The organism is Dyella jejuensis, from assembly GCF_044904675.1.
Classification (GTDB): Bacteria; Pseudomonadota; Gammaproteobacteria; order Xanthomonadales; family Rhodanobacteraceae; genus Dyella_B; species Dyella_B jejuensis.
This window is the reverse complement of record NZ_JADIKJ010000015.1, coordinates 293,629-310,763: the sequence shown is the minus strand read 5'-3', so window position 1 is coordinate 310,763 and position 17,135 is coordinate 293,629. Positions and strand designations below refer to the sequence as shown.

Annotated in this window: 17 protein-coding genes and 1 other RNA gene; 4 read left to right on the top strand and 14 right to left on the bottom strand. The window is 64.0% G+C overall.

From position 1 onward, the window contains the following. Positions 1-22 precede the first annotated feature (22 nt). A complete protein-coding gene (gene rpiA, locus ISP15_RS14525) occupies positions 23-664 on the bottom strand; it encodes a ribose-5-phosphate isomerase RpiA (protein ID WP_404548334.1) in 642 nt (213 codons plus the stop codon). A gap of 151 nt (positions 665-815) precedes the next feature. On the opposite strand from rpiA, the gene kch reads away from it, so the two are divergent. Beyond that, the gene (kch, locus tag ISP15_RS14520; RefSeq protein ID WP_404548333.1) at positions 816-1,997 is read left to right on the top strand and encodes a voltage-gated potassium channel protein; all 1,182 of its coding nucleotides are present in this window, start codon (positions 816-818) and stop codon (positions 1,995-1,997) included. Positions 1,998-2,003: 6 nt separating this feature from the next. Here kch and ISP15_RS14515 read toward each other — a convergent pair whose 3' ends face one another. The 5 genes from ISP15_RS14515 to ISP15_RS14495 all read right to left on the bottom strand — a co-directional run bounded on the left by ISP15_RS14515 (position 2,004) and on the right by ISP15_RS14495 (position 3,914). Then, positions 2,004-2,456 (bottom strand): EVE domain-containing protein, encoded by a 453-nt coding sequence (locus ISP15_RS14515; protein WP_404548332.1) that lies wholly within the window; start codon positions 2,454-2,456, stop codon positions 2,004-2,006. After that, on the bottom strand, positions 2,453-3,070 hold the full coding sequence (locus ISP15_RS14510) for a 5-formyltetrahydrofolate cyclo-ligase (RefSeq protein WP_404548331.1): 618 nt from the start codon (positions 3,068-3,070) through the stop codon (positions 2,453-2,455). Before ISP15_RS14510 ends, ISP15_RS14515 begins: the two co-directional genes overlap by 4 nt. Positions 3,071-3,168: 98 nt before the next feature. Beyond that, a non-coding RNA gene (gene ssrS, locus ISP15_RS14505) (6S RNA) lies at positions 3,169-3,355 on the bottom strand. Between the two features lie 6 nt (positions 3,356-3,361). Then, positions 3,362-3,697 (bottom strand): cell division protein ZapA, encoded by a 336-nt coding sequence (locus ISP15_RS14500; RefSeq protein WP_404548330.1) that lies wholly within the window; start codon positions 3,695-3,697, stop codon positions 3,362-3,364. Beyond that, positions 3,690-3,914, bottom strand: coding sequence for a TIGR02449 family protein (locus ISP15_RS14495; RefSeq protein ID WP_404548329.1), 225 nt, complete (start codon positions 3,912-3,914; stop codon positions 3,690-3,692). The genes ISP15_RS14500 and ISP15_RS14495 overlap by 8 nt, the downstream gene beginning before the upstream one ends. A 99-nt stretch (positions 3,915-4,013) precedes the next feature. Here ISP15_RS14495 and ISP15_RS14490 point away from each other — a divergent pair, with 99 nt between their 5' ends. The 3 genes from ISP15_RS14490 (at position 4,014) to ISP15_RS14480 (ending at position 8,093) form a co-directional block, all read left to right on the top strand. Then, entirely contained in the window at positions 4,014-4,577 is a 564-nt protein-coding gene (locus ISP15_RS14490) for a UPF0149 family protein (RefSeq protein WP_404548328.1), read from the top strand. Then, entirely contained in the window at positions 4,535-5,884 is a 1,350-nt protein-coding gene (locus tag ISP15_RS14485) for an aminopeptidase P N-terminal domain-containing protein (RefSeq protein ID WP_404548327.1), read from the top strand. The genes ISP15_RS14490 and ISP15_RS14485 overlap by 43 nt, the downstream gene beginning before the upstream one ends. A gap of 133 nt (positions 5,885-6,017) precedes the next feature. Then, entirely contained in the window at positions 6,018-8,093 is a 2,076-nt protein-coding gene (locus ISP15_RS14480) for a phosphocholine-specific phospholipase C (protein WP_404548326.1), read from the top strand. 164 nt (positions 8,094-8,257) lie between these two features. On the opposite strand, the gene cydX is transcribed toward ISP15_RS14480, so the two are convergent. The 8 genes from cydX to hemW all read right to left on the bottom strand — a co-directional run bounded on the left by cydX (position 8,258) and on the right by hemW (position 17,130). Further along, a complete protein-coding gene (gene cydX / locus ISP15_RS14475) occupies positions 8,258-8,389 on the bottom strand; it encodes a cytochrome bd-I oxidase subunit CydX (protein ID WP_404548325.1) in 132 nt (43 codons plus the stop codon). A gap of 13 nt (positions 8,390-8,402) precedes the next feature. Continuing rightward, entirely contained in the window at positions 8,403-9,533 is a 1,131-nt protein-coding gene (cydB, locus tag ISP15_RS14470) for a cytochrome d ubiquinol oxidase subunit II (RefSeq protein WP_404548324.1), read from the bottom strand. A 55-nt stretch (positions 9,534-9,588) separates the two neighbouring features. Beyond that, positions 9,589-11,196 carry a cytochrome ubiquinol oxidase subunit I gene (locus ISP15_RS14465; RefSeq protein ID WP_404548357.1) on the bottom strand — a complete coding sequence of 536 codons (1,608 nt, stop codon included), beginning with the start codon at positions 11,194-11,196 and terminating at the stop codon, positions 9,589-9,591. Further along, positions 11,196-11,417 carry a hypothetical protein gene (locus ISP15_RS14460; protein ID WP_404548322.1) on the bottom strand — a complete coding sequence of 74 codons (222 nt, stop codon included), beginning with the start codon at positions 11,415-11,417 and terminating at the stop codon, positions 11,196-11,198. Before ISP15_RS14460 ends, ISP15_RS14465 begins: the two co-directional genes overlap by 1 nt. Before the next feature lie 183 nt (positions 11,418-11,600). Then, positions 11,601-12,920 carry a Xaa-Pro dipeptidase gene (gene pepQ / locus ISP15_RS14455; protein WP_404548321.1) on the bottom strand — a complete coding sequence of 440 codons (1,320 nt, stop codon included), beginning with the start codon at positions 12,918-12,920 and terminating at the stop codon, positions 11,601-11,603. A gap of 293 nt (positions 12,921-13,213) precedes the next feature. Then, positions 13,214-13,552: a PilZ domain-containing protein gene (locus ISP15_RS14450; RefSeq protein WP_404548320.1), complete on the bottom strand. Its 339-nt coding sequence runs from the start codon at positions 13,550-13,552 to the stop codon at positions 13,214-13,216. Further along, positions 13,549-15,885: a DUF1631 family protein gene (locus ISP15_RS14445; RefSeq protein ID WP_404548319.1), complete on the bottom strand. Its 2,337-nt coding sequence runs from the start codon at positions 15,883-15,885 to the stop codon at positions 13,549-13,551. The genes ISP15_RS14450 and ISP15_RS14445 overlap by 4 nt, the downstream gene beginning before the upstream one ends. Positions 15,886-15,966: 81 nt before the next feature. Further along, complete coding sequence (gene hemW / locus ISP15_RS14440) at positions 15,967-17,130, bottom strand: radical SAM family heme chaperone HemW (RefSeq protein WP_404548356.1); 1,164 nt, start codon at positions 17,128-17,130, stop codon at positions 15,967-15,969. Positions 17,131-17,135 lie beyond the last annotated feature (5 nt).

Sequence of the window (17,135 nt, the reverse complement as noted above, 5' to 3'; positions counted from 1 at the left end):
TTGCCGTTAGGTTGGGTAGTGCTTACAACGTCTTGTCGCCAACCAACACTACGTCCGCCGGCCGGCGCGCGAACAATCCAACCGTGACTATTCCGGGAATCTGATTGAGTTCGCTTTCCAGCGCGACGGGATCGGCGATCTGCCAGCCGTGCACGTCGATGATCCAGTTGCCGTTGTCGGTCACTACGCCATCGCGCCACACCGGGTTGCCGCCGCGCTTGACGATTTCGCGTCCGATCAGGCTGCGTGCCATCGGGATCACCTCGATCGGCAGTGGAAATTTGCCGAGCAAGTCCACGCGCTTGCTGGAATCGATGATGCACACGAATTTTTGTGCCGCGTGCGCCACGATCTTTTCGCGCGTGAGGGCCGCGCCGCCGCCCTTGATCAGGCGTTTGTGCGGATCGCACTCGTCCGCACCGTCGACATAGAGCGCCAGCGGGCCGGTCGCGTTGAGGTCGAACACCGGAATGCCGTGCTTCTTCAGTTGCGCGGTGGATTGTTCCGAGCTGGATACCGCGCCCTGGATGCGATCCTTGATGCCGGCCAGCGCATCGATAAAGAACGCCACGGTGGAACCGGTGCCCACGCCCACGATGGCGCCGTCCTCGACGTAGCGGATGGCGGCTTCGCCGGCGACGCGCTTTTCCTCAATGCTGCTCATGGCTTCACCCGAAAATCCAAAAAACGAATGATCCCCGATTTGCCGCCTTCCCGCACCCACCGGTTGCCGTTGGCAGCCCTGCGGGGACTTGCTAGGGTGCGGATGCCCGGCAACCATCGGGCTGGACGGGCGAACCGACGGGAAAGACGGAATGCTTTTGAAACCCTTGTGGCAACGCTGGCACGCAGGCCTGCAGCGATGGGCGAGGCGTTTGCGCACGCACGGATGGTTTCCCCATGTGCCGTTGGCCCTGGTGCTGGCTGGCGGCGCACTGAAGCTGCTGCATACCGACCTGGGCCGGAATTGGCAGCGTTATCTGGCGCTGCTGGCGAACGGCCAGTTCGATGCCCATCCAGGCTTGTTGCCGCCGCTGCTGATCGGCCTTGGCCAGTTGACCATGGCCCTCGGCTTGCTGATGCGCTCCCGCCTGGCCTGGACCATGGCGGTATTGCTCACCATCGCGGCAATGGCCAGCCTGCTGTTCGGTTGGCACCACAGCATTCCGATGCTGGTTTACTTTTCGCTGCTGCTGTCGGCGTTGCTGGCTTGCTGGCAGCGTTTCGATCGTTCGAGCCTTGCTGCCAGCACGCTGTTCGCCTTTACCTCGGTGGCGATGCTGATCATGTACGCCACGCTGGGCAGCTATTATCTCGGCGCGGAATTCACGCCGCACATCAACGACCTGGTGACGGCGCTGTACTACGCATTGATCACCATGAGCACGGTCGGCTACGGCGATATCGTTCCGCATACGCCGGAAGCGCGCCTGTTCGCCGTATCGGTAGTCGTGCTGGGCGTGGCGGTATTCGCGACGTCGTTGACCGCAGTCGTCGCACCGATGGTAACGCGCAGCCTGCAGCGCATTATCAATCACAAGGGTCGCACTATGAAACGCAAGGATCATTTCGTCGTGATTGGCAACACCTCGCTGGCGATCAATACCTGGCGGGAGCTGATCAAGCGCGGCCAGCCGGTGACGCGCCTGCTGCGCGATGCACCGGAAGAAGGCGAACTGGCGGATGTCGACGTGGTCGTAGGGGATTCCAGCGATATCGATGTATTGCGCCAGGCTGGCGCGCACCAGGCCAAGGCCGTGCTCGCCATGCGCGACGACGATGCCGAGAACGCATTCACCGTGTTGGCGGTCAAGGAGCTGGGTGGCGATGCGCGCACGGTGGCGGCGGTGAACGATGCACGCCATCTCAGCCGCATCAAGCTGGTACAGCCCGACGTGATCGTGGCGCCGCAGGTATTGGGCGGCGAACTCACCGCGATGCTGCTGACTGGCGAAAAAGTCACGGCGGATTTTGTACTGGACCGCGTGTTCCAGTAGCAGCCGCTATTCGAGATCGAGGATGTAGCGCCATTCGGCCGCATCCACCGGCATCACCGACAGGCGGTTGCCTTTGCGCAAGAGCGTCATGCGCTCCAGCGCCGGATGATGCTTGAGTTCTTCGAGCGTAATGGTGCGCTTGAGCTTCTTGACGAATGTCACGTCCACCAGCATCCAGCGCGGATGGTCCCGCGAGCTGCCGGGATCGAAGTACTTGCTTTCCGGATCGAACTGACTCGGATCGGGATACGCATCGCTCGCTACCGCGGCGATGCCGGCAATGCCCGGCTCGGTGCAGTTGGAATGGTAGAAGAGCACGCCGTCGCCCACGCGCATGCCGTCGCGCATGAAGTTGCGCGCCTGGTAATTGCGTACACCGTCCCAGGCTTCGCGTTTCTTGCGCTTGAGATCGTCGATCGAGAACGTATCGGGTTCGGATTTCATCAGCCAGTGATTCATGCGCTGGCGTCTCCTGTTGCAGCGGCGTGGCAATCGATCAATTCGCGGTCGGTGGCAATGAAATCCAGGGTCACGTCCCAGCTTTCCGGGGCGATCTCCGGCAGCTCCTGGAAAGCGTAGCCAATGCCGACCAGCAGCGGTTCGGTCGGACGCAGTTGATCCTTGAGGAAGGCAAAGCCGCGATCGTAATAGCCACCGCCGTAACCCAGCCGGTTGCCACGGCGATCGAACGCAAGCAGGGGCACGAAGACCAGGTCCAGCTGGAACGGTGCAAACCACTCATGCGGCGCCACCGGTTCAGGTATGCCGTAACGGTTGGGTTGTACCGGGTCGCCGGCCGCCCAGGGCGCGAAACGCAACAGATCATCCTGGCCGATCAGGGGCAGCAGGAACTGCTGGCCGCGTGTCGCCAGCGGCGGGATCGCCAGGTTCAGCGGCAGCTCGCCGTCGCATGCCCAGTAGCCGGCGACGCGGTTGTCCGTATGGTATTCGGGCAATTGTTCCAGGCTGCGCCGCAAACCTTGGGCGGCGGCCATGCGTTGGGGCGGCGTAAGCGCGCGGCGCCGTTCGGCCAGGCGCTGGCGTAGTTCACGGCGTCGTGCGGCGGTATCCACGTCGCGCGTCTCCTGGGGACAGAGCACCCGCGGATGCCGAGGCCGGCGATCCGCTCCCGGACGTCGTGCTCGACGGCGTCCGGGCTGGGAATGAGGTGGCGTCAACCGCGATGCCGCTGCCCACCAAACGACCTTGATCCAAATGGATCAGGTGGGAGGGAGATCAAGGCTTCGAGGCTTTCCGCTCGCGGCGGACATGCACAACAGCCTTAAGTAACCGTCCCGGGGCCGTATATAGGAACAAGGCAAAATGTAAGAGTGTGCTGGCGCACACCGCAGAAAACGCCGTAGCTATCTTAGTTGCGCGTCCATGGCCGCTTCAAGCTTGCGGCGCAAAGTTGCCAGACCGTCGGCGATGCCAGGTTCAGCTGTGTTGTTGTCGGAATTGCCGGAATGCTTCTGCAACCGCAAGTATTCATGGGTAATGCTGATCGCCGCCAGCACTGCCAGCCGGTCGAACCCTGGCGTTTTGGCGTGTGCGCGCAGTTCGCGCATCTTGCGATCGAGGAAGCTGGCCGCCTCCAGCAGCCCGTCGCGTTCTTCCGGCGGGCAGGCGATCAGGAACTCGCGATCGATCAGCCGCAGCGCGACCGGTTCGTTGGTAGGGGTGCTGATGACGTCAGCCATTGTTCTCGAGCGCCTTGAGTCGTTGGATCATGGCCTCAACCCGGCTGCGCGCCTGCTCGTTGCGTGCCAGCAGCCCCGCGCGTTCGTTCGCCAATTGTTCCTGGCTATGGCGCAGGCTGCGATTCTCTTCGTTTAACCGATGGACGTGCTCGAGCAACCGATCAAGCTGCTGGCTCAGCGCGGCAAGCTCGTAATGGGCGGCGTCGGGTGTGTTCATGCGCCGAACTATATCAGGACATCGACAGAAATCTGCGGGCCAGGCTGCTCGCGAACCGATGTGCATTAAACTTGTGCTTTGGCCGTTAAAGGAGCCGCGATGACCGCCCCCGAATCGATCGGTCACGATGAACTGGACGAGGTGATGGCGCACCTGCGCCTGGCCATCCGTCCCAGCGAGTTGCATGGTTCTGTGTGCGGGTTCCTGGCCGGCGGCGGCCGGCTGGGCAGGCGGCCGTTGCTGGAGATGCTGCATCTGGACGCGGGGGGCATCACCGTCGCTCCCGCGGACCAGGCGGTGCTGGCGCAGCTGGTTCGCCAGAGCGAGAGCGAACTGGCCGATCCTGAACTCGGCTTCGAGCCCTTGCTGCCGGCGGACGACCGTCCGTTGCCCGAGCGCGCCGACGCCTTGGTGGACTGGTGCCGCGGCTTTCTCGGCGGCTTCGGCCTGGGCGGGCCTGACGCGCATAACCGCTTGTCCGACGAGGGCAAGGAAGTGCTGCGTGACCTTGGCGCCATTGCTTCGTCCTCGTTCGACTTTGGCGACGAAGACGAAGACGAAGATGCCCTGATCGAAGTGCATGAATTCGTGCGCGTGGGCGCCATGCTGGTGTTTACCGAATGTCATCTTCCCAGCCAGCCTTCCAGCGATACCCTGCATTGACGATCGCGCCAGACGAATTCGCGCGCCGACGCCGCCAGTTGATGAAAATGGCGGGACAGGATGCCGTGGTGCTGATCGCCGCGGCGCCCGAGCGCATGCGCAATGCCGATGCGGCCTGGCCGTATCGGCAGGACTCGGATTTCCACTACCTCAGCGGCTTTCCCGAGCCCGAAGCCATGCTGGCGCTGTTGCCGGGGCGCCAGCATGGCGAGGCCGTGCTGTTTTGCCGTGAGCGCGATCCGGAACACGAGCGCTGGCATGGCGAATCGATCGGCACGGAACGCGCCGTGGCCGATCACGGCATGGATGACGCATTTCCCATCGACGACATCGACGACATCCTGCCCGGCATGATCGAGGGCAGGGGGCGCGTGTATTGCCATTTCGGCCGCGAACCGCAATTCGATGCGCAATTGCTGGGCTGGATGCGCCGGCTGCGGCAACTGCGCGGCGGTGGCGTGGTGCCGAAGGAATTCGTGGCGCTGGGCCACCTGCTGCACGACCTGCGCCTGTACAAATCGCGTGCGGAACTCAAGCTGATGCGCTCGTCGGCGGCGATCGCGGCGGAAGCGCACCTGGCCGCGATGAGCCTGGCGCGCGCCGGCCGGCTTGAATACGAAGTGGAAGCCGAACTGCTGCGCGTCATGCGCAGCCGCGGCGCCGTTGCCGCGTTTCCGCCGATCGTCGCCGGCGGCGTCAATGCCTGCACCATGCATTACCAGGCCAACCGCGCGCCGCTGAAAAGCGGTGACCTGCTACTGATCGATGCCGGTGCGGAATGGGAGTGCTATGCCTCGGACATCAGCCGCAGCTTTCCGGTGAACGGTCGCTTCAGTCGCGAACAACGTGCGCTGTACGAGGTGGTACTTACCGCCCAATTGGCCGCGATCGACGAGGTGCAGCCTGGACGTTCCTACAGTGCAGCGCATGACGTGGCCGTGCACGTGATTACCGAGGGACTGTGCGCGCTTGGCCTGCTCAAGGGCGAGCCGGCGGAAGTGCTGGCGCAAGGCGCTTACAAGCGGTTTTTCCCGGCCAAGACCAGCCACTGGCTGGGCCTGGACGTACACGACGTGGGCGATTATCGCGTCGATGGCGAGCCGCGCATGCTCGAGCCCGGCATGGTGCTCACCGTCGAGCCCGGCATCTACATCGCAACGGACGACACGTCGGTGCCCGAAGCATGGCGCGGAATCGGCATCCGTATCGAAGATGACGTTGCCGTCACGCGCGACGGCAACGAAGTGCTCACCGCTGGCGTGCCCAAGGATCCACAGATACTGGAGAGCCTGCTCGCGCAACGTTGAATCGTCGCAGGACTGGCGCGCGCGGCAATGGAGTCAAGTGCGCCGGTTACAGGAATGCTCCGATGTCGCATGATTGCAAGGTTGGCGATCCACTATCGCGCAACGCATTCACGCCACGAAGAAAGGATGCAGCATGACTTCGATGAGCCGTCGCCGGTTCTTGCAGCTTCTCGGCAGTACCGCGCTTGCCTCGACGCTTCCCGCGAGCATCGCGCGCGCGCTGGAAATTCCGGCCAGCACACGCACCGGTTCGATCGAGGACGTGGAGCACATCGTCATCCTGATGCAGGAAAACCGCTCCTTCGATCATTATTTCGGTTCATTGCGAGGCGTGCGTGGCTTTGGCGATCCGCGCCCGGTGAACCTGCCGTCCGGCAACAGCGTATGGCACCAGCCCGATGGCGAGGGCTACGTGCTTCCGTTCCATCCTGGTGCGCCTGATCTTGGCCTGCAATTCCTCGAAGATCTCGCCCACGACTGGACCAGTACGCAGGCGGCATGGAACGCGGGCAACTATGACCGGTGGGTGCCGAACAAAGGCACCACCACCATGGCCTGCCTGACCCGGCAGGATATTCCGTTTCACTATGCGCTGGCCGATGCCTTCACCGTTTGCGATGCCTACCATTGCTCGGTGATGGGTCCCACCGATCCCAATCGCTACTACATGTGGACCGGTTGGGTCGGCAACGATGGCGAGGGCGGCGGACCGGTGATCGACAACGCGGAAGCCGGTTATGCCTGGACCACCTATCCCGAACTGCTGCAAAAGGCCGGGGTATCGTGGAAGCTTTACCAGGATGCCGGTACCGGGCTGGATGCGGCCGGTTCGTGGGGCTGGACCGACGACGCCTACATCGGCAACTACGGCGACAATGCGCTGTTGTATTTCCTGTCGTATCGCAATGCCCAGCCCGGCAGTCCGCTCTACGAAGGCGCCAGGACCGGCACCAACGTGGCGGCCGGCGGCACGCTGTTCGACCGCCTGCGCAGCGACGTACTCGGCAACACGCTTGCGCAAGTGTCCTGGATTGTCGCGCCGGAGGCCTATTCGGAGCATCCGAACTGGCCGGCGAACTACGGTGCCTGGTACGTCTCGCAAGTGCTCGACGCACTGACCGGCAACCCGGACGTTTTCGGCAAGACCGCGCTGTTCATTGTCTTCGATGAAAACGATGGTTTCTTCGACCATGCGGTGCCGCCTTGTGCCCCACCTTCCGATGCGCAAGGGCGGTCGACCGTCTCGACGGCGCATGAAATCTTTCCAGGCAACGCTTCCTGTCCGGGAGGGCCTTATGGCCTTGGACCGCGCGTACCGATGATCGTGGTGTCACCCTGGAGCAAAGGCGGCTGGGTGTGCTCGGAAGTGTTCGACCACACCTCGATCATCCGCTTCATCGAACAACGCTACGGCGTGCAGGCACCGAACGTCACGGCATGGCGCCGTGCGGTGTGCGGCGATCTCACTTCAGCCTTCGATTTTTCGAAGCCGGATGGCACGCAACTGCCTTTGCCTGACACTCACGCTTATACGCCGCCGGACGAGCTGCGGCACGCCGACTATTCACCGCTGCCTCCCGCCGTCCAGGCGCTGCCGGAGCAGGAGCCGGGCAGCAAGCCGGCGCGTGCGCTGCCTTATGCGTTGCAGGCGATTGGACGCGCCGACGGCGATAGCGCGTTCCGCATCGACTTCCAGAACATCGGACGCGCCGGCGCGTGCTTCCACGTGCGCTCGGCGGGTGCTTCGAGTGGCCCCTGGTTCTACACCGTGGAGGCAGGCAAGACGCTAACCGCCAGCTGGCCGATACAAGCTGCTTACGATCTGAGCGTATACGGCCCGAACGGTTTCCTGCGGTGCTTCAAAGGTGGCCTGGCATCGCGCCGCACGGATTTGCAGGTAACAGCCCGGGATGATCGCGGCAGCCTGAGCGTGACGCTGGCGCTTGCCAACGAAGGCGACAGTCGCTGCTCGGTTACCATCGAAAACATCTACGACGGCGCCTCCATGACATACGTGCTGGCGCCCGGCGATCGGATCGAGAAAACATGGCCGTTGCACGACAGCTACGGCTGGTATGACTTCGTCGTGCATGCTGACGCCGAACCAGGATTCCTGCGACGCCTGGCCGGACATGTGGAAACCGGAGCGCCCAGCGTCACCGATCCGGCGATCGCCGACCCGCGCTGGCGCAATCTCAAGCTGGGGTGAGCACTTTGCTGCAAGCCGCATCCACGAATGCCGAGCGGCGAACTGCCCCGCTACGGGCGGACAGACGGTGAAAACCGGCGGTCGCCCATGCATCGTAAACATGACTTGATGCGCAGCTCGCCGATGCTGATATCGCGCGCACCAAGGATGCAATGGCTCGCCGCTTATGCCTGCGGCGGCCTGGGTTCCTTGCGTTGATGCGCTTCATCGTCGGCGTGCACTTCGTACCACATCGCGTTGAGCACGGCGAAAGCGCAGGCCAGGCCAAGCCCAAGCATCCAACTGAAATACCACATGGCTTCGTGCTCCTCAGTAACCGTTGGGCGAGTGCTGCGTGTCTTTGAGCATGACGCGCCCACGCATCACGCGATACACCCAGCTCGTGTAGACCATGATGATGGGCAGGAACACCACCACCGCGCCGAGCATCAGCAGCAGCGTGCCGTGGCTGGACGAGGCGTCCCACACCGTGAGGCTGGAGCGTGGGTCGAGGCTTGACGGCAACAGGAACGGGAACAAGGCGAAGCCGGCCGCGAGGATCGTCCCGGCCAGCATGAGGCTGCTGCATAGAAATCCCAGCAGATTCAACTTGCTCACGGTCCACTGCACGCCGACCGCTCCCAGCAGTCCCAGTATCGGCGCTGCCCAGAACCATGGATGAAGCATGTAGCTGGCAAACCAGCTGCCGCCTACCGCTACCTGCTTGAACAAGGGATTGGCAACGCCGTCGGTGACCGCCGGTCCGACGATGGCAAAACCGGGGATGCCATAGCCCAGCCAGATGCCCGCGCCGACGAACGCGAGTGCGTAGGTCAGCGCCATCCATCGCGCCATGCGCGCAGCACGTGACGCAATCACATGATCGGCGCGGTAGGCCGCCCAGCAGGCGCCATGCGTAAGCAGCATGGCGATGCTCACCAGGCCGGCGAGGAGCGGGTAGGGACGCAGCAGGTCGAAAAAGCCGCCCTGCCAGGTCATGTACAGATCATCGTCAAAGCGAAACGGCAGGCCCAGGAACAAGTTGCCGAACGCGACGCCACTGACCAGCATCACCACGAAAGCGGAGAAGATCAGCGCGCCATCCCATATGTTGCGCCAGCGCGGATGATGCATCTTGCCGCGGAAGTTGAAGCCCACCGGCCGCAGGATGAAGGCGAGCAGCACCAGTGCGAGGGCGAAGTACAAGCCGGAAAATGCCGTTGCGTAGAGGATGGGCCAGGCGGCGAAGATCGCGCCACCGCCAAGGATGAACCATACCTGGTTGCCCTCCCAGGTCGGCTCGATGGTTTGGAGCAATACATGGCGTTCGTGCTCGTCGCGACCGAGCACGCGCAGCAGCGCCGCGATGCCGAAATCGAAGCCGTCCATGATCGCGAATGCGATCAACAGGATGCCGAGCAAGGCCCACCAGATCACTCGCAACGATGTGATGTCGAACATGGCGTGCTCCTCAATGCGATGCAACGGGATGCGGCTGGGGCGATGGGACCGGGCTTCATGGATGCGCTCGCGCGACGTGCGTATCGTCTACCGCGGGCGTGCCCCCTTCCGCCGGCAGGTGCGGGTTGCCTGGCGGCCAGATCCCCAATTGGTCCGGTCCCTGGCGTGCGTACCTGGTCATCAGGCTGGCGTCGATCACCGCCAGCAAGGTGTAGAACAGCACGAAGCCGCCCAGCGAGGTCCACACTTGCCCGGACGTCAGCGAGGAGACGCCCAGTGCGGTCGGCAGGATGCCTTCGATCGCCCAAGGTTGCCGTCCATATTCGGCCACGATCCAGCCCAGTTCGGCAGCGAGCCATGGCAGCGGCAAGCTCCACAACGCCAGCTTCAGGTACCAGCGCCTGCGTTCGAGTTGCCGCTTGCTGGCCAGCCAGAACGAATAGGCGAACAGCGCGATGAAATAGAAGCCGCAGGCAACCATGATGCGGAACGACCAGAACAGCACCGGCACGTTCGGAATGGTGGCGTCGGCAGCCTTGTCGATATCCGCCGGCGTCGCTTGCCGCGGGTCGGCGACGTAGCGCTTGAGCAGCAAGGCGTAGCCCATGTCTTCGTCATAGCGCGCCAGGGTGGAGGTGGCATGCTTATCGTTTGGATCCTTGCGCAGCGCCAGCATGGCGTCATAGGCCAGGAGGCCGTCGCTGATCTTGCCTTTGGTGTCGCGGACCAGGTTGTTGATGCCGGGAATCGGCGTATCGAGCGAGCGCGTGCCGATCAGCCCCATCACCCATGGAATGCGCACTGCATAGTGCGTCGTGCGGTTCTGCACATCGGGAATGCCGAACAGCGAAAACGACGCGGGCGCCGGTTCCGTATCCCACATCGCCTCGATCGCAGCCATTTTCATTTTCTGGTTTTCCGAGATGGTATAGCCGGACTCATCGCCCAGCACGACCACGGACAAGGCCGCGGCCAGCCCGAAACTTGCCGCCACTGTCATCGAGCGGCGTGCGAAATCGACATTGCGCCCGCGCAGCAGGTACCAGGCGCTGATCGACAGCACGAACATCGAACCCACTACATAACCCGCGCTCACCGTATGCACGAACTTGGCCTGCGCGACCGGATTGAACAACACCTCGGAGAATGAAGTCACCTCCATGCGCATGGTCTGCGGATTGAACTTGGCGCCTACCGGATTCTGCATCCATGCATTGGCAACCAGAATCCACAGCGCCGAGAGATTGGTGCCGAGCGCGAGGAACCACGTCACCAGCAGATGGCTTACGCGCGACAGGCGCGTCCAGCCCATGAAGAACAGTCCGACCAGCGTGCCTTCCAGGAAGAACGCCATCAATCCTTCGATGGCCAGCGGCGTGCCGAATACATCGCCGACGTAATGCGAGTAATACGCCCAGTTCATGCCGAACTGGAATTCCATGGTGACGCCAGTGGCGACGCCCATGGCGAAGTTGATGCCGAACAGCACGCTCCAGAACTGCACCATGCGTTTCCATACCTCGCGCCCGGTCATCACATAGACGCTCTCCATGATCGCCAGGATCCACACCAGCCCCAGCGTGAGCGGCACGAACAGGAAGTGGTAGAGCGCGGTCAGCGCGAACTGCAGGCGCGACAGGGTGACGACATCGCTATCGATCATCATGGCTTGGTTTCCGGCGTGATGGACGCAGAGGGGGCGAGCAGGTGTTCGATGGCGGCCGGATGCGTATCCGGGCGCGGGTAATGCGCGGTCAGGTACCAACCGAGCAACGCGAAGAAAGCGACTTTGGCCAGCACGATGGCGATCAGTTCCGCACTCAGCCGGCGCAGTGGACGACGCGGCGAGGATAGGCGGTTCGACCCGCTGGGCAGCATGTGCATAGTGCAGCCTTCCTACTACCTATGACATTGGCTGGCAGCATAGCCCCATTCGCGGCCGCGCGGCGCACGCCGTGCCGCCGCGCGGCGCGATGCCGCACGGAAAAAAATGTTAATGCAACGGCGTTATCGGCATGCGCCAAAGCCGGGCAGCCGGTGCGACTGCCCCGGCCGGCGCGATGGCCGTCAGCTTGCGTGCGCGAAGGCGTCGCGCGTGAGATTTTCCGGCAGGTTATCGGTGCAGACCACATCGTCTTCGATGCGGATGCCGCCATAGGGACGGAATGCTTCCACTTTGCTCCAGTCGATATCGCCGGCGGCGGGCTTGGCGCGCAGTTCATCCAGCAGCATATCGATGAAATACAAGCCCGGCTCGATGGTTACCACCATGCCCGGTTCCAGCACGCGCGTCATGCGCAAATAAGGATGGCCGTCTGGACGCGGCAGGCTGCCGCCGCTGGCGCTGGCCTGGAAACCGGCCACGTCATGCACCTGCAGGCCGATCGGGTGGCCGAGGCCATGCGGGAAAAAAGCGGATGTAATGCCCGATCGGACCGCGCTTTCCGCGCTACAGCGGATGACGCCGTGCTCGCGCAGTACATCGGCCAGAACATGGTGCGCGTGGATGTGCAACGCCGGATAGCTCTGTCCGGCCTTCACCATGGCGGCGAAGCCCTGCTGCGCAGTGTCGACGCTGTCGACCAGCGCCTGAAATGCCTCGTGGCCGTCTGCCGCATAAGTACGTGTAATGTCGCTGGCATAGCCGCACGCGCTGGCGCCGGCATCGATCAGGAAGGAGCGGCTCTGCCTGGGCGGCGTGCGATCAAAGTGGGCGTAGTGCAGCACCGCGCCGTGTTCGTTGAGCCCCACGATGCTGGCATACGGCAGCTCGGCATCGATCTGCCGGGCCGCGGCAAGATAGGCCATGTGGATGCCGAATTCGCTCTCGCCAGCGCGGAACGCTTGCTCCGCGGCGCGATGCGCACGCGCACCGGTGCGACTGGCTTCGCGCATGCGCGCCAACTCGTAAGGAGTCTTGTAGCTGCGGTGCCAATGGAGGTAATCCATGACCGCCTGTGGGTTGTTTGCTTGCACGCCTTCGATGGATGGACAGGTCGGCGCGATCACCGCACAGCGGCCTTTTGGCAAGGCCGCGACCGCTTCCGCGAACGTGCGCACAATGGTGATCTCGAACTGGTCGACCCAGGCGCCGTTCGGCGCGGCCGGCACCACATGCCAGTAATCGCGCGGCTGCACGAAGATGAGTTGCGGCTTGCGGCCGGGCGTGTGGATCACCCAGCTGCCCGGCGCGTCGGTCAATGGCAGCCAGTGCAGGAAATGCGGATTGGCGACGAAGGGATAATCCTGGTCGTCGAGGAATTTGCGCAGGGGCGTGCCGGCGGCCACCAGCAGATGATCGAAGCCGCCCAGGGACAGCGCCTTATCGGCGCGCTCGCGCAAGCTGGCGACATGCTGGGCATACAAAGGGGCGAGGTCCTGGCTCATGCGACGACGGTCCGGTGGTGGCTTGAGCGTGCCAGTCTAGGGCCTGTTCGCACTATTGGCGTAGCTCGCTGACCCAAAGGGCCGGGTCCGTGTACTCGCCGGACCGCGTCATCACTTGGTCGTGTACGCACGTCCACGCGCTCGCGTTTCCTTGTCTGGCGGGTAAACAGCTCTCGGCGCGGGCCACGCGAATAGCGCGGACAAGCCCGGCGTGGGCTGTGGATATGGAAAGGTCATGGCGATCGCGCAAAGCCGGGCGACTTGCCTGCTTTCCTATCCGCGATTCCTGTCGATCAGGCTTGCTGCAACCATTGCTCCAAATGCGCCGCATCGCCCTGGCCGATCGCGATGATGCGATAGCCGGCCCAGGTCTGTCCGGGCGTGGCGGCCGGTTCGTGCCATTGCTCCTGCACGCCGATCTCGATCGATGGCGCGGTGCCATCGTGGCGCGGCAGTGGCAGGCTGATCTGGTATACCGCTTCGCTGCGCGGAGCGTGCTGGCCAATCAGCAGCATGCCGTTGCTGGACAGATTGCCCAGGTGCCCGAGCGGCCGGCCGGTAATCGTATCCGTCACCGTGACGCTGTACTCAGGACGCTTGCGCGGAGCGCGACGTTGCTCGGGTGCGTTCATGGGCGGGCCTCCTGCGCGGACAAGGCAGGCCGCAGCAAACTGGTGGTCAAGGCACGCCACGCGCGATCGAGCAGGTTGTCATCCTGTGGCGGCAATTCGCGCACGCGGCCATTGGCGATGGCGCGCGCCAGTTCCTGCAGGTTCATCACGTCGCCACGTTGCCCGCGACGATTGACGAACAGGCTGTTGCCCGACAGCGGCGAGAACCAGGCCAGTTTGCGCTGGGTGGATTGGCCGGTCGCCGGATCGGTGAATTCGAACCAGCTGCCGAAGGGCAGTTGGCGCAAGCGGTTGTAGATGCGCGCTTCGCGCAGGCCTAGCGGCGGGACCACGGCCGCGTTGGTCGGCGGTGGGTCCTGGCCGCGCTGTTCGCCCAGGCGCTGGCGCTGTTTCAGGCGTATCGCCAGGTCGGTTGCGCTGGGCGCATCGGCGGTACGTGGGGGAACCGATGGCTTGGGCGGCGCCGTCTGGATCGGCGTCGTCGTCATTGCCGGGAGCGGGGCGGCGTCGGCCATCGGGCCGGGCATCGGTAGCACGGGTGCCATCGGCGGCGAGGCTTCCGTGCCGATCAGGCGCTGCGCCACCTGTTCGGCTTCCTCGACGTTCATGCCGATCTGTTGCAGGCCGGTTTCCACTTCGTGCCGCAATAGCAACGGATCGGTAACCGGAAGTTGCCCGAGCAGTTGATCGGTCACGTGCAACTGTTGGCGGAACGCATCGCTATGCTCGCCATGGCGCAGCAGGTTCAACGCCAGCACGTCGATCCAGGCGCGTTCGAGCAAGGTGCGCAGCAAGCCGCGTGGCGAGGCGAGCGCAAAGCGTTCGGCCATCAATGCGTCGGCACGCTGGCGAGCCTGTTCCAGCCGTTCGCGTCCTTGCATCGCTTCGACATGGCGGCGCTCGGTAGCCTGCGCCTTGCGCGCCAACTGCGACAAGTGGTGCTCGATGTCCGCCAGCAGGCTGGTGTAAAGCCCGGCGGTGGGCGGCTCATGTTGTGCGCGTTCGACCAGTTGGCCGAGTTTGGCGAGCAACGGCTGATCGATCCCGCCGTCCGGTCCATCGAGCCAGCTGTCGATCGTTTCGGCGAGCTTGCCGAGCATCTGGCGTGCGGGATGCTCGTGCTGGTTGAAGAAGTCGCGGTCGCTGACTGCCAGCCGCAGCAGTGGCAGTTGCAGGTTGCCCAGCAGGGCGCGTGCGTCCGGGCCATGATGCAGTTGCTGGGCCAATTGCTCGAACAACATCGCGACCAGTTCCACCGTATCGCCCTGCTCGGCGGTGAGCTGCGTGCGTGCCGCACCGGGTGGCAGGCCCAGGTTGAGCTGCAGCAGCAGTTCTTCATGCAGGCGCTGGGCGCTGCGCAATTCGCGGCTGGTCTGGTCGGTCACCTGGATCATGTGCTGTTGCAGCGCCGACAAGGCGGTCTGCAATTCGTCCGAGGTCGCCGTGCGTCCGCTGGCGGCGGACGCGGGCCCGGCTGCGGGGCGCTGCCGGGTGAGCAGGTCGCGCAGGGTTTCCAGCACGGCGATCGATTCGCTGCGCTCCGGCGTGCTCGGTGGTGTTGCCGTGGCCGGCATGGCAGCGGCGGACGACGCCGCATGCTGCGCCGGTCCGTGAAGCGGACGTGCGGTCGGGAATGCGCGCAACTGCGGCAGGATTCCGTCGGCCAGCAGCTTGGCATTGATGGCTTCGTACAGCGTGACGAGGGCGCCGTTGACGCTGCTTTCGAACACCTGCAACAGCATGAGGCGGTGCTCGATCGGCAGGTGCAACGGTTCGCTGGCCGCACGCAGGATACGCGCCATGTTTTGCGGTCCCGGCGGCAGGTCGGCGCCTTCCAGCGGTGGCGAACCGGCCAGCGCCGCCAGCCGATAGGAAAGTTCGGACAGCATGGATCCGTTATGCGCCTCGCTGCGCGCCGCCAGCTTGTCCAGCGCGGCGGTCAGTTCGTGCTCGGTGCGATCGAGCAACGTCAGCGATAGCGTGCCTGAAGAGCGGGGACTGTCCTCGTCATCAGGCCGGCCCATCTGCGCGAAACTGTCGCGCAAATGGGCGGCGAACGACTGGATGAATCCGGCACGTGCTTGCTGCACCAGGCCGCGGCTGTCGAAACAACGCTGTTGTTCGAGATGGTTGCGCGACTGTTCGGCCTGTTCGTAGAGACGCTTGTCGAAACGGTCCAGGCACAGGCGCAGGGTCGGTTCGATCCAGTGATCGCATAGCGTGCAGACGGCATCGATCAGCCGGCGCGCACGCGGCGGCATGCGGCCGTCGTCGGGGCGATCACGGCCGGCGCGGATGGCGGAAGACTGGTAGCGCTTCGGTTCGACTTCCATGACCCGGTTCTCAGTATTTCTCCGGCAGAAAGTGTATGCCGGTTCCGGGTTGGCGTCATGCGTGCCTTAAATGGCAGCCAGTCAGTCGAGGAAGCTGGCGATCACGTCATTGAGGAAACGCTGGCCCAGGGCGGTTGTCGCCAGCCGGGCGGGATCGCTTTCCAGCCAGCCCTGGCGCCGCGCCGCGGCGAGCCGGTCGGCGATTTGCGCCTGGGGCAGGCCGGTGCGCTCGCTGAAATAGCCGGCAGGGACCCCATCGATCAGGCGCAAGGCATTGAGCATGAACTCGAAAGGCCGTTCGCCCTCGGCCACGGCGGCATGGCCGCCAATCCGGTCCGCCTGGCTTACGGCTTGCAGATAGGTGTTGGGATGCCGGGTTTTCCAGCGCCGCCATAGCTTGCCGGCCGCCGCGTCGGTGATTTTGCCGTGCGCGCCGGCGCCGATGCCGAGGTAATCGCCGAAGCGCCAGTAATTGAGGTTGTGCTCGCAGCGTCGGTCGGGCCTGGCGTAGGCGGAGATTTCGTATTGCGCATAACCTGCCTCGGCTAACCTCGCTTCGCAGGCTTCCTGCATGCTCCACGCCGCATCGTCGTCCGGGAGCGGCGGCGGATGGGCGGCGAATGCGGTGTTTGGCTCCAGCGTGAGCTGATAGTGCGAAATATGCGTCGGCTGCAGCGCCAGCGCGCGCTCCACATCGGCCAGGGCGCCAGCGATAGATTGCTCAGGCAGCGCGTACATCAAGTCGAGATTGATGTTCGCCACGCCCGCATCCTGGGCCGTTTTTACCGCGGCTTCCGCTTCCGCCGCCGAGTGGATGCGACCCAGGCGGCGCAGCTTGTCGTCATCGAAACTCTGGATGCCGAAAGAGATGCGGTTGACGCCCGCGGCCAGATAGCCGTCGAAACGCCCATGCTCGACCGTGCCCGGATTGGTTTCCAAGGTGGTTTCGCAGTGTTCGGCAAAAGGCAGGCGCGCGCGCGCGCCGTCCAGGAAGCGGGCAATCAGGTCGGGCGAAAACAGGCTGGGCGTGCCGCCGCCGAAGAACACGCTGGTGATCGGCCTTCCCGCGATGGCGCTGCCGAAGTCGGCCAGATCGGCCTCGAGATCTGCCAGCAGTGCGTCCACATAGGCAGCGTAAGGCGGTTCGCCGCGTAGGCCGTGCGAATTGAAATCGCAGTAGGGGCATTTTTTTACGCACCACGGCATGTGGACATACAGCGCCAGCGGTGGAGCGAGCCATGGCATCAGCG

What these genes read in the sequence shown, in the direction of transcription:
- rpiA (WP_404548334.1), bottom strand. Translation starts at nt 664, where the DNA reads ATGAGCAGCATTGAGGAAAAGCGCGTCGCCGGCGAAGCCGCCATCCGC.
- kch (WP_404548333.1), top strand. Translation starts at nt 816, where the DNA reads ATGCTTTTGAAACCCTTGTGGCAACGCTGGCACGCAGGCCTGCAGCGA.
- ISP15_RS14515 (WP_404548332.1), bottom strand. Translation starts at nt 2,456, where the DNA reads ATGAATCACTGGCTGATGAAATCCGAACCCGATACGTTCTCGATCGAC.
- ISP15_RS14500 (WP_404548330.1), bottom strand. Translation starts at nt 3,697, where the DNA reads ATGGCTGACGTCATCAGCACCCCTACCAACGAACCGGTCGCGCTGCGG.
- ISP15_RS14495 (WP_404548329.1), bottom strand. Translation starts at nt 3,914, where the DNA reads ATGAACACACCCGACGCCGCCCATTACGAGCTTGCCGCGCTGAGCCAG.
- ISP15_RS14490 (WP_404548328.1), top strand. Translation starts at nt 4,014, where the DNA reads ATGACCGCCCCCGAATCGATCGGTCACGATGAACTGGACGAGGTGATG.
- ISP15_RS14485 (WP_404548327.1), top strand. Translation starts at nt 4,535, where the DNA reads ATGTCATCTTCCCAGCCAGCCTTCCAGCGATACCCTGCATTGACGATC.
- ISP15_RS14480 (WP_404548326.1), top strand. Translation starts at nt 6,018, where the DNA reads ATGACTTCGATGAGCCGTCGCCGGTTCTTGCAGCTTCTCGGCAGTACC.
- cydX (WP_404548325.1), bottom strand. Translation starts at nt 8,389, where the DNA reads ATGTGGTATTTCAGTTGGATGCTTGGGCTTGGCCTGGCCTGCGCTTTC.
- cydB (WP_404548324.1), bottom strand. Translation starts at nt 9,533, where the DNA reads ATGTTCGACATCACATCGTTGCGAGTGATCTGGTGGGCCTTGCTCGGC.
- ISP15_RS14465 (WP_404548357.1), bottom strand. Translation starts at nt 11,196, where the DNA reads ATGATCGATAGCGATGTCGTCACCCTGTCGCGCCTGCAGTTCGCGCTG.
- ISP15_RS14460 (WP_404548322.1), bottom strand. Translation starts at nt 11,417, where the DNA reads ATGCACATGCTGCCCAGCGGGTCGAACCGCCTATCCTCGCCGCGTCGT.
- pepQ (WP_404548321.1), bottom strand. Translation starts at nt 12,920, where the DNA reads ATGAGCCAGGACCTCGCCCCTTTGTATGCCCAGCATGTCGCCAGCTTG.
- ISP15_RS14450 (WP_404548320.1), bottom strand. Translation starts at nt 13,552, where the DNA reads ATGAACGCACCCGAGCAACGTCGCGCTCCGCGCAAGCGTCCTGAGTAC.
- ISP15_RS14445 (WP_404548319.1), bottom strand. Translation starts at nt 15,885, where the DNA reads ATGGAAGTCGAACCGAAGCGCTACCAGTCTTCCGCCATCCGCGCCGGC.
- hemW (WP_404548356.1), bottom strand. Translation starts at nt 17,130, where the DNA reads ATGCCATGGCTCGCTCCACCGCTGGCGCTGTATGTCCACATGCCGTGG.